Origin of the sequence: Micromonospora sp. NBC_00617 (assembly GCF_045161355.1) — a bacterium.
Classification (GTDB): domain Bacteria; phylum Actinomycetota; class Actinomycetes; order Mycobacteriales; family Micromonosporaceae; genus Micromonospora.
On the sequence record NZ_CP107751.1, the window covers coordinates 1,588,992 to 1,600,655 of the forward strand.

General features: G+C 69.8%; 7 protein-coding genes and 1 pseudogene. 4 read left to right on the top strand and 4 right to left on the bottom strand.

Going from position 1 to position 11,664, the window contains the following annotated elements; genetic code table 11:
- Positions 1 to 10: 10 nt before the first annotated feature.
- The gene (locus OG505_RS07155) at positions 11 to 1,540 is read right to left on the bottom strand and encodes a TROVE domain-containing protein (RefSeq protein WP_405431918.1); all 1,530 of its coding nucleotides are present in this window, start codon (positions 1,538 to 1,540) and stop codon (positions 11 to 13) included.
- A 716-nt stretch (positions 1,541 to 2,256) separates the two neighbouring features.
- Positions 2,257 to 2,655 carry an NUDIX hydrolase gene (locus OG505_RS07160; RefSeq protein ID WP_405431919.1) on the bottom strand — a complete coding sequence of 133 codons (399 nt, stop codon included), beginning with the start codon at positions 2,653 to 2,655 and terminating at the stop codon, positions 2,257 to 2,259.
- 200 nt (positions 2,656 to 2,855) lie between these two features.
- On the opposite strand from OG505_RS07160, the pseudogene OG505_RS07165 reads away from it, so the two are divergent.
- The 4 genes and pseudogenes from OG505_RS07165 to nrfD all read left to right on the top strand — a co-directional run bounded on the left by OG505_RS07165 (position 2,856) and on the right by nrfD (position 8,836).
- Positions 2,856 to 3,352, top strand: a pseudogene (locus OG505_RS07165) (PrsW family glutamic-type intramembrane protease).
- Positions 3,353 to 3,500: 148 nt separating this feature from the next.
- On the top strand, positions 3,501 to 6,776 hold the full coding sequence (gene fdh, locus OG505_RS07170) for a formate dehydrogenase (RefSeq protein WP_405431921.1): 3,276 nt from the start codon (positions 3,501 to 3,503) through the stop codon (positions 6,774 to 6,776).
- A 3-nt stretch (positions 6,777 to 6,779) separates the two neighbouring features.
- Complete coding sequence (locus tag OG505_RS07175; protein WP_405431924.1) at positions 6,780 to 7,823, top strand: 4Fe-4S dicluster domain-containing protein; 1,044 nt, start codon at positions 6,780 to 6,782, stop codon at positions 7,821 to 7,823.
- Positions 7,820 to 8,836 carry an NrfD/PsrC family molybdoenzyme membrane anchor subunit gene (gene nrfD / locus OG505_RS07180; protein ID WP_405431926.1) on the top strand — a complete coding sequence of 339 codons (1,017 nt, stop codon included), beginning with the start codon at positions 7,820 to 7,822 and terminating at the stop codon, positions 8,834 to 8,836. The genes OG505_RS07175 and nrfD overlap by 4 nt, the downstream gene beginning before the upstream one ends.
- Positions 8,837 to 8,902: 66 nt before the next feature.
- Here the strand turns inward: nrfD and OG505_RS07185 are convergent, their stop codons facing one another.
- Positions 8,903 to 10,459 (bottom strand): OFA family MFS transporter, encoded by a 1,557-nt coding sequence (locus OG505_RS07185; RefSeq protein WP_405431927.1) that lies wholly within the window; start codon positions 10,457 to 10,459, stop codon positions 8,903 to 8,905.
- Positions 10,460 to 10,824: 365 nt separating this feature from the next.
- Entirely contained in the window at positions 10,825 to 11,424 is a 600-nt protein-coding gene (locus OG505_RS07190; RefSeq protein ID WP_405431929.1) for a winged helix-turn-helix domain-containing protein, read from the bottom strand.
- Positions 11,425 to 11,664 lie beyond the last annotated feature (240 nt).

Sequence of the window (11,664 nt, forward strand, 5' to 3'; positions counted from 1 at the left end):
AGCACTCGGTTCAGAAGGGCCACCGGTCGTCGGACCCGGCCTCGATCAGCGGGATCATCGCGAACGCGGCGTCGGACAGTCCGCCGAAGGTGTGCCGATTCGTGATGGTCGGCGTGTGCCCGATCCGGTATCCGGCCAGGTTCCAGGTGTAGACGGGCACCTCCGCCGGCACCGCCGCGACGACATTCGTCGAACCGTGCCACTGGGCCTGCTCATCGGTGAGGATGATCAGCCGGTCGTGTCGGTCGTAGTGCTCGCGGACCGCCTTCTCGGTGTCGGTTCCCCTGCCGAGGAAGTAGCCGCCCTCCCTGAACCGCCGCACCGCCCCGAGGACCGACTCGCCCGCGACCTCGGGAAACACCAGTCTGTCATTGGAGAACGACACCACAGTCGCCGACTGCGCGCGGGCGGCCAGCGCGAGACCGAACACCGCTGCGGCGTCCCAGCAGAGCAGCGTGCCGTCCTTGCTGAACGGGCTCCGCATCGAGCCGGACGTGTCGATGAGGATCAGCGTCCGCCCGTCCAGGGCGGGCACGTTCACCAAGGCGTGCTGCAACGCCCTCTCCAGCGGGTACGACCAGCGCAGGCTCGGCGCGGCGTTGTACGCCGACAAGAAGCGCATCGGCAGCACCCGCGAAGTCGCCACCTGCGCGGGGTCGGAGAGCTTGGCGGCCACGGTCTCCGCGACGGTGTCGCTGACCCCGGCCCGGTCGAAGTTGCGCAGATTACGCAGCAGCGCCAGGTAGCCCATCGTCGGGATGACCGACTCCCATGCCACCGCGTCCATCGCGCTCTGTCGCCAGCCGGCCAGCGCCTCCCACGTCATTGCGGCAGCGTCCAGCATCGCCGGATCGGTGATTTCCCTGCGCTGCTCGACCGGCATCGCCATGAGGGCGTCCCGCGCCCTGAGCATCCGCAGGGACGGGGGTACCGGATTGTCCCGCCGGTGCCGCCGATCCAGCGCGTGCCGGAACAGGTCGCCCTGTCGCTCGTTACGAGCGGCGGGGTGGGTCAGCTCGATGACGTCACCGAAGCGCACCTGGCTGGCGCTGGAGTCGTACTTGAGCAGACTCCGCTCGGTGTAGAGGCGGACCGCCGCGTCGGCGATGCCCCGCTTCACCGGCTTGGGCAGTGCCCGGCCACGACGAGCCAGCCAGTACGCGAGCGCCTCGCCCGGCTCGTCCGCACGCTGCAACGCCGAATCCACGACCGCGCGCGAACCCGGAATTCCCGCCGTTACCTGGGCGCGGGCACCCTCAAGGGCCGCCACCACGGACGCTGAGCGCATCATCGCTCCGGTGCGAAGCCACGGTACGAAGCGCGCGAACCAGTCGGGATCAGCGACGGCGACGGTGGCGACCAGGTTTCGGAAGCGGCGGTCGCGGTCGGTGGCGCGCTCGTAGAAGCTGGCCTCGCCCACCATTTTCGAGACAGCGAGCAGGAACAGTTCGAGGCGCGGCTCACGGACGAAACCGGGTGCGCCCTCGCCGGTCACCGGTCGATGCCGGCCCGTGCGCAGCTTGACGTTGAACTTGGCCATGACGTCCCCCACGTCAGTCGGCCGAGAAGACGCCACCACAGCGCACACCCGAGATCAGAGTCGGCCACGGACTAGTCCGCCGTTCTGTCCGTTGAACCACCCACCCGAAGGCGTCGGGGGGATTCGAACCCCCATCTGCGGAGCCGGGAAGTAACCGTTGCCTGCGCACCGGGTATGCGTGTGGTCGCGCTTTCCCGAGATCGAGGTTGGCGACGGATGTCCTTCACCGGGGCCGGAACCCCTCCAGATGTAACCGTCGCCTACGCACCGGGAAGTGCGGTCACGACCGTAGCGGCAGCGGTTGCGGATGGGCAACAGGGTTTGTGATCTTGTGATCGGAGGCGGTGTGGTCGCACCGCACGCCCGAGATCGGAAGTGGACACGGTGCTCGCGGATTCGAACCGCAGGCCCTTGCGGGGCCTTCACCAGGAAGTAGCCGTATCCGTCGCACCGGGCGTGCGGCGAGAACACCTCCCGAGATCGAAGCGGCGACGGCGACCGGCCCTCGCGGGCCAAGGTGACCTGGGCCGCTGGTCGACGCCACCGAAGTGGCGGTGGGATTCGAACCCACGTCTCCCCGATTGGATGCGGAAGTAGCCGTTGCCTGCGCACCGGGAGGTGCCCCATGACGGTAGGGCCGCCTTGCCACGCCGGCAACCCCATTACGTATCGCCTTCGGGGACTCCGGACGGTGGAACTGCCGAGGAGCCGGGGCCTCAGATCATGGACAGGACCAGCGCGGTCGAGGCCGCCAGCTCCCGATCGAACACCTTTTCGCGCGGGACGAACACCATGGCCTGGCCCTCGCCGAGCACGACGTCCTCCTGTCGGGCGGTGGTGGCGCCATGGAAGACATGCACCGTCACCGTGTGCGGGAAGTCCGCCTCGTACGGGCGCGGACCGCTCCACAGCAGGTGCAGCTCGCCGGCTGTCAGGCCGGTCTCCTCCAACAGCTCACGGTGGGCCGCCTGCTCGGGCGACTCGCCGGGCTCGACGTGGCCGCCGGGAAGGCTCCACTGGTTCGGTGAGACGGGAGTGCTGTCGTCGCGATGCTGCATCAGCACCGCCCCGACGCGGTCGACGAGCAGGACGAGGGCGACGTCGTAGGTGGCCATGCACGAGACCCTGCCACGCTGGCCGGCGCTTCCGGCTGCTGCACGTGCTCTGACCGGGCCTGGAGCGGCCGCCGTATCAGTCGCTCGCCCGCCGAGCTCGCGGGCGGAGTCGTGGGATCTCGGCGCCCAGGCTGGTCTTCGGCACGGTGGTCGCCGGCACCCTGGAGTACGACACCCTGCGCGGCCTCGGCGCCCTGCCCATGCTGTTCGTGGCACTGATCGAGGAGTCGGCGAAGCTGATCGTCCCCGTGATGCTGCTGTTCACGGCCCTGGCGCAGCATCGCCGCCGCCTGCCGTCCTACGGCCTCGTCATCGGTGTGGCCGCCGGCATGGTTTCGTCGCGTTGGAGACGATGGGGTACGCCTTCACCGCGCTGCTGGGCTCGCAGGGCGACATCGGCGCGGTGGAGCAGACCCTGTTCATCCGTGGCCTGACCGCGCCCGCCGGGCACACCGCGTGGACCGGGCTCACCGCCGGAGCGCTGTGGGCGCTGCTGGCCAGCCCGAGCGTCGGCCGGCTGTTCGGGTTCCTCGGCACCTTCCTGGGCGTCGTCGTCCTGCACACACTCTGGGACACGTTCTCCGGTTCGTTGGTCTTCGTCGTGCTGGCGACCGTCAGCATCGGCTGGCTGTTCTGGCAGCTGCACCGCTACCGGACCTTCGGTGATCGCCTGGTGGTCCAGCGTCCGTCGAGCTGATCGCGGCTCCTTCTGCACCAGGGCTCCTGCGGCCAGCGCGAAATGGCCGGGGCAGGCATCGCTCTGCTGATCCCGCTGCGGCCAAGCCGGCACCTGATCTACTGTCGGACTGTTCACATTTAGTGGCTTTCGTCGGGAAGGTGCAGCGATGGGGGTGCGCCGCTGGGTCGAGAGCTGGCCGCTCTACCGCCAGCTCACCGGCACCGACCCGCTCGGGCGGGGCGCGGCGGCCAAGTCCGCCCAGTCACTGTCGCTGACCGCCCGCACCGAGACCGCGGACAGCGTCGCCCGCTCGGTGTGCCCGTACTGCGCGGTGGGTTGTGGTCAGCGGGTGTTCGTCAAGGACGGGCAGGTCACACAGATCGAGGGTGATCCGGACAGCCCTATCTCGCGGGGCCGGCTCTGCCCGAAGGGTTCGGCGAGCAAGGGTCTGGTGACCAGTCCGTTGCGGCAGACGACGGTCCGCTACCGGCGGCCGTACGGCACCGAGTGGGAGGATCTCGACCTCGACACGGCGATGAACATGATCGCCGACCGGGTCCTGGCTGCCCGGGACGAGACCTGGGAAGACCGTGACGACGAGGGCCGGCCGCTCAACCGGACGTTGGGGATTTCCAGTCTGGGCGGGGCGACGCTGGACAACGAGGAGAACTACCTCATCAAGAAGTTGTTCACCGCGATGGGGGCGCTGCAGATCGAGAACCAGGCCCGTATTTGACACTCCGCCACCGTCCCCGGTCTGGGGACCAGCTTCGGTCGCGGCGGCGCCACCCAGTTCCAGCAGGACCTGTCGAACTCCGACATGATCGTCATCCAGGGTTCGAACATGGCCGAGGCGCACCCGGTGGGTTTCCAGTGGGTGATGGAGGCCAAGCGTCGTGGGGCGAAGGTGTTCCACGTCGATCCGCGGTTCACGCGTACGAGCGCGGTGGCGGACGCGTACCTGCCGATCCGGGCCGGCACGGACATCGCCCTGCTCGGCGGCGTGATCCGGTACATTCTCGACAACGAGCTGGACTTCCGCGAGTACGTCGTGGCGTACACCAACGCCGCCACCATCGTGACCGAGGAATACCGGGACACCGAGGACCTGCACGGGCTCTTCTCCGGCTTCACCGAGGACAACGCCAGCTACGACCAGAGCAGCTGGCAGTACGAGGGCGCCGAGGAGAACATCTCCCCCCAGGACACCGAGACGCAGCGGGAGACGGCGGCCGGGCTGGAGCACGAGTCGCACGGTGCGCAGGTCGGCGGCGACACCCAGCGGGACGAGACGTTGCAGCATCCGCGCTGCGTCTACCAGATCCTCAAGCGGCACTTCGCCCGCTACACGCCGGAGATGGTGGAGCGGGTCTGCGGCATCCCGCAGGAGAAGTTCCTCGAACTGGCCCAGGCGTGGACTGCCAACTCCGGCCGGGAGCGGACCAGCATGCTCGTGTACTCGGTGGGGTGGACGCAGCACAGCGTGGGCGTGCAGTACATCCGCGCCGGCGCGATCATCCAGTTGCTGCTGGGCAACATGGGTCGGCCCGGTGGTGGCGTCATGGCGCTGCGGGGCCACGCGAGCATCCAGGGCTCCACCGACGTTCCGACGCTGTTCAACCTGCTGCCCGGCTACCTGCCGATGCCGCACCACGCCGACCACCCGACCTTCGACGAGTGGGTGGACAGCATCCGGCACCCCGGCCAGAAGGGCTTCTGGGGCAACGCGCGCGCCTACGGCGTGAATTTGCTCAAGGCGTACTGGGGGGACGCGGCGACACCGGAGAACGACTACTGCTACGGCTACCTGCCCCGGATGACCGGCGATCACGGCACCTACCAGCAGGTGCTGAACATGATCGACGGGAAGGTCAAGGGGTACTTCCTGCTCGGGCAGAACCCGGCGGTCGGCTCGGCGCACGGCCGGGCGCAGCGCCTCGGCATGGCCAACCTGGACTGGTTGGTGGTCCGCGATCTGTTCATGATCGAAAGCGCGACGTTCTGGCAGCACGCGCCGGAGATCGAGACCGGCGAGATCGTGCCCGAGGAGTGCCGTACCGAGGTGTTCTTCCTACCCGCCGCCTCGCACGTGGAGAAGGAGGGCACCTTCACGCAGACGCAGCGGCTGTTGCAGTGGCGGGAGAAGGCGGTCGAGCCGCCGGGCGACGCCCGCTCCGAACTGTGGTTCTTCTATCACCTCGGCCGGATCATCAGGGAACGGTTGGCGCAGTCGACCCGGCCCCGCGACCGCGCGCTGCTGGACCTGAACTGGAACTACCCCACGCACGGTCCGCACGTCGAGCCGAGCGCCGAGTCGGTGCTGTACGAGATCAACGGGTACGACGTGGCCAGCGGCCGACCGCTGTCGAGCTACGCGGAGATGAAGGACGACGGCACCACCGCCGGCGGCTGCTGGATCTACACCGGCGTGTACGCCGACGGCGTCAACCAGGCCGCGCGCCGCAAGCCCGGCTCGGAGCAGTCCCTGGTGGCGCTCGAGTGGGGCTGGGCGTGGCCGGCAAACCGCCGAATCCTCTACAACCGTGCCTCGGCCGACCCGGACGGCAAGCCGTGGAGTGAGCGCAAGAAGTACGTGTGGTGGGACGCGGAGAAGGCCGAGTGGACCGGCTACGACGTGCCGGACTTCGAGAAGAACAAGGCGCCCTCGTACCGGCCCGAGCCGAACACCTCCGGCGTGGCGGGCATCGCGGGCGACGACCCGTTCATCCTCCAGGGCGACGGCAAGGGCTGGCTCTACGCGCCCAGCGGCGTGCTGGACGGGCCGCTGCCGACCCACTACGAGCCGGTCGAGTCGCCGGTGCGCAACCCGCTCTACCGGCAGCAGGCCAACCCGACCCGCAAGGTCTACACCCACCCGATCAACACCCTCAACCCGAGCCCTCCAGAGCAGCACAGCGACGTCTTCCCGTACGTGTTCACGGTCAGCCGGCTCACCGAGCACCACACCGCCGGCAGCATGAGCCGGACCGTCGCGCACCTCGCCGAGCTGCAACCGGAGATGTTCGTCGAGGTGTCGCCGGAGCTGGCCGCCCAACGCGGCCTGACGCACCTGGGCTGGGCGCACCTGGTCAGCACCCGCGCGGCCATCGAGGCGAAGGTCCTGGTCACCGACCGGATCACCCCGCTGCGGGTGGACGGCCGGATCATCCACCAGGTCTGGCTGCCGTACCACTTCGGTTACGAGGGTCTGATCACCGGCGACTCGGCGAACGACCTGTTCGGCATCACCCTCGACCCCAACGTCCTCATCCAGGAGAGCAAGGTCGGCACGTGCGACGTGCGGCCCGGCCGACGCCCGAGGGGTCAGGATCTGCTGAACCTCGTCGTCGACTACCGGCGACGGTCGGGGAACCTGAGCCACCGCTATCCACCGCTGGTCACGACCGACGTCGCCGACAGCAGCAGCGACCAGGAGGACTGACCGATGCCGCACGCCAACGCCCTGTACGGGCCGCTCGATCCGGCGCCGGACGCCGGTTATGTGGACGCGCCGCCGCGGATGGGGTTCTTCACCGACACGAGTGTGTGTATCGGGTGCAAGGCGTGCGAGGTGGCCTGCAAGGAGTGGAACGGCGTTCCGGACAGCGGCCTGGATCTGCTGGGCATGTCGTACGACAACACCGGGGCGTTGACCGCGAACTCGTGGCGGCACGTCGCGTTCGTCGAGCAGCCGCGCTCGGTCGGCCCGCAGCTGCCGGCGTTCGAGGGCTATCCGGACGGGCCGGCGGTCAGCCCGGTGACGGCGGCTGTGGGCGCGCGGACCAGCGCCGACACCGGCACGGATCCGGGTCTGCCACCCGGCTCGCCGGTCGCGGCGGCCCGCATGTCGGGTGGGCCGGAGTTCCTGGGTATGCCGGGTGGGCAGCCGCCGGGGCGGGGTACTGGTGTGGAGCAGCGGTCGGATTTTCGGTGGTTGATGATGTCGGATGTGTGTAAGCACTGCACGCATGCGGCTTGTTTGGATGTGTGTCCGACGGGTTCGTTGTTCCGGACGGAGTTCGGGACGGTGGTGGTGCAGGAGGACATCTGTAATGGGTGTGGGTACTGCATTTCGGCGTGTCCGTACGGGGTGATCGATCAGCGTAAGGGTGATGGTCGGGCGTGGAAGTGCACGTTGTGTTATGACCGGCTAGGGGCCGGGATGACGCCGGCGTGTGCGCAGGCGTGTCCGACGGAGTCGATTCAGTACGGGCCCCTGGATGAGTTGCGGGAGCGGGCGGCGGCGCGGGTGGCGACGTTGCACGAACGCGGAGTTCCCGAGGCGCGGTTGTACGGGCATGATCCGAACGACGGTGTGGGTGGGGACGGGGCGTTCTTCCTGTTGTTGGACGAGCCCGAGGTGTACGGGTTGCCGCCGGATCCGGTGGTGACGACGCGGGACCTGCCGGCGATGTGGAAACGCGCCGGCCTCGCCGCGCTCACGATGGCGGCCGTAACGGCGCTCGCGTTTCTGGGCCGGCGGCCATGACCGACACGACACGGGTCGACGGGCACCGGCGGCGGGGACGCGGCGGGGGCGGCGAACAGCTCACCGTGCCGCCGGCCGACTTCAGCTCCTACTACGGCCGGCCGGTGCTCAAACCACCGGTCTGGAAGCACGACATCGCGGGCTACCTGTTCACCGGCGGCCTCGCCGCCGGCGGCTCGCTGATCGGCGCGGGCGCCCAGGTGACCGGCCGTCCCGAGCTGCGCACAGTCGGCCGGTGGACGGCCCTCGGCGGTGTCACCGCCAGCACGTACCTGCTGATTCACGACCTCGGGCGGCCGGGCCGGTTCCACCACATGCTCCGGGTCGCCAAGGTGACCTCACCCATGTCCGTCGGCACCTGGATCCTCGCCGCGTTCGGGCCACTGGCCGGGGTGGCAGCGGTCGCCGAACTCGCGCCGCTGATCCCACAGCACGGCGTGCTCGGCCTCGCCCGCCGGCTGGCGCCCCCGGTCGGCCACGCCGCCGGTCTGGCCGCCGCCGCTGTCGCGCCGGCGCTGGCCACGTACACCGGGGTGCTCCTCGCCGACACGGCCGTGCCGTCCTGGCACGACGCTTACCCGTCGCTGCCCTTCGTCTTCGCCGGGAGCGCGCTCGCCGCCGCGTCCGGGGTCGGCCTGATCGCGGCGCCGGCCACGCAGACCGCCCCGCTGCGGCGACTCGCCCTCGCCGCCGCAACCGTCGAGCTCATCGGCGGACGGCGGCTGGAGCGGCTGGGTCTGACCGGTGAGCCGTACCGGCAGGGCCGTAGCGGGCGACTGGTCACCGCGGGGCGGGTGCTGCTCGCCGTGGGCACCGCCGCGGCGCTGGTCAGCCGCCGCAGCCGGCTTCTGGCGGCGATCTCCGGCGCGGCCCTCGTGGCCTCTTCGGTCGCCACCCGATTCGGTGTCTTCGAGGCGGGTCGGGTTTCGGCGCGCGATCCGAAGTACACGGTCGTGCCCCAGCGGGAGAGGCTCGCCGAGCACGGGCCGACGGTGGACGACGGCCGACGCTGAGCGAATCGCGGACGGGCAGCGCCCTTTCGGGGCACTGCCCGTGCGCGACGCGGCCCGGCCGCCGCCTCAGCCGGTGAACAGCTTCGCGGCCGTGATGGCGGTCTGGACGATGCCGTAGCCGAGCAGCGCCGCGACGAGCAGCCAGGACAACCAGAGCCGACCGGTCTGGCCACCGACGTGCTCGGGCACCGGTGGACTGCTCTCCGGGCCGAGGGCGACCGGATCGGTGACGCTGGCGCGCGCCACGGGCGAGGTGGGGCCCCGGTCGGGCTCGTGGAAACGGTCCGGCACGGCGCGGACCAGCAGGTTGGCCACGAAGCCGATGGCGAGGACGCCGACCATGGTGAACAGCGCGGGTCGGTACGCCGACGCGGTGAGCGTGCCGGGCTTTCCCTGCGTGTCGAGGATCCGGTTGATGATCAACGGCCCGGCGACGCCCGCCGCCGACCAGGCGGTCAACAGCCGGCCGTGGATGGCGCCGACCTGGAAGGCGCCGAAGAGGTCCCGCAAGTACGCGGGCATGGTGGCGAAGCCGCCGCCGTAGAAGGAGATGATCAGGGCGGCGATCAGCACGAAGACGGCGGTCGCGGCCTGCCCGGCCACGGCGAGCAGGGCGTAGAGCACCATGCCGACGCCCAGGTAGACCATGTAGATGGGCTTGCGGCCGATGAGGTCGGACGTCGTCGACCAGACGAACCGACCGGCCATGTTGAACAGCGACAGCACACCCACGAAACCGGCCGCCGCCGACACCGAGACAGCGGTGGAGCCGTTGTCCCGGAAGAAGTCCTGGATCATCGGACTGGCCTGCTCCAGGATGCCGATACCCGCCGTGACGTTGCAGAACAGCACGATCCACAGCAGCCAGAACGAACGGGTCCGCACGGCGTTGGACGCGGACACGCTCGCCCTCGTCACCAGCGACCGGGTGGCGACGCGAGCGGGGTCGAACCCGGCGGGCCGCCAGTCCGGCGGAGGAACCCGGACGTTGAACGGACCGAACATCATGATCACGAAGTAGCCGATGCCGAACGTGACGAAGAGCCCCACCAGCGCGGACCCCGACGCCACGGCGGCGGGGTTGCCAGGGTTGTAGGCGGGGTCGTAGAGCGACAGCAACTGACGCGCCAGCGGGCCGGCGACCAGGGCGCCACCGCCGAATCCCATGATCGCCAGACCGGTGGCGAGACCCGGCCGGTCCGGGAACCACTTGATCAGCGTGGAGACGGGCGAGATGTAGCCGATGCCCAGCCCGATGCCACCGATGACGCCGTAGCCGAGGTAGAGCAGCCAGAGCTGCTGGGTCGCGATGCCGAGCGCGCCGACCAGGAACCCGGTGGCCCAGAAACAGGCGGAGACGAACATGGCCCGGCGGGGACCGTTGCGCTCCACCCACCGGCCGCCCACGGCCGCCGACGAACCCAGCATGACGATGGCGATGCTGAAGATCGCCCCGATCGCCGTCTGGCTGGCGTCGAAGTGCGCGATGAGGGAGTTCTTGTAGACGCTCGTCGCGTAGACCTGGCCGATGCAGACGTGCACGGCCAGCGCCGCGGTCGGGATGAGCCAGCGGCTGTATCCCGGGGGAGCGACGGTGTGCCGAGGGTCGAATACCGACAGCATGGGGTCCGTACCTCCTGCGGCTGAGTGGGCAGGCGGCGAGGCGAAGCTGTGCGGAGCCCTCGTACCGTCGCATCGCCCACTGAGCGGAATCCGCGCATGCCCGGATCGCACCGGGCCGGGGAATCGCACCGGACTCCCGGCGGATGACCGAGCGGCTTGCGCCGCCACCTGGCGGCCCGACGCACGTTCGGCGTTCGCCGTTGATCGGCTGTAGCTCACGTTACGTGGTCGCCGGACCGCCGCTCGCGATTACGGGAAAACGCGCTGGTCGACCGCCGAGATGCCCCCGCGCCGGCGTCGACAGGTCCGCCGGTGGTGCGGGTGCGGCAGGACGTTGGCGATGAACTGCCCACATCAGGCAGCCGTCAGGCACGCCCGATCCGCGGCTCGTGCCGGCCGGTGAGGCGCAACCCGACACCGCGCACGGCCTCGATCGTGACACCGGCGCCGAGGTCCCGCAACTTGGGTCGCAGCCGCTTCACCAGAGACTGCACGTCCGCTCTGCGCTCGCGCCCCTCGTCGTGCCAGACCGACCGGTGCAGCTCGGCGTAGCTCCAGATCCGGACCGGCTCGGTGATCAGGCAGGTCAGCAGGTCGTGCTCCAGTCGGGTCAGGTCGACCTCGCGACCCCCGCACCGTGCGGTGGACCGGGCCGAGTCGATGACCAGGGCGGGCTCGGGCTCGGCGGTGGGCGTCGGGCTCGACGGTGGCTCGCCGAGGGGGCCGGCTCGTTGCTGCGGCACCGCGATCAGCCGGCGCAGCTCGTCGAGGTCGGCCACCAGCAGCAGCGGCGCGATCCCATCGAGACGCTCCGCGAGCCGGATGCGCTCGGTCGGCGACGGCGTCACCGCGATCAGCAACGGAAACGGCTCGTCGGCCGGGTCAGTCCCGTCCGCCGCCGTCTCGTCGTCCTCGGCCACCACACCGCCCGGGATTGATGGACATCCCTGCCCAGCTGTCGTCATGGTCCTGACAATGATTGGCAAGTGCGCCGCCAGCAGGGCAACCGTTAGCGACAAGTTGCTCACAGCAAGTTCTTGATCGTCCTTTCCTCTCGATCATAGTGTCCACTCGGGCAACCGGCGTGACCCGCGCGGTGCATGGGGAGGCATGAGGGGGTCCGTTCGCTCGGTTCCATCGAGCCGGATCTCGCGCACTTCTCACCATGGCCCACTACACCCCTGGGTCGTTCTGAGGGAGGCAGC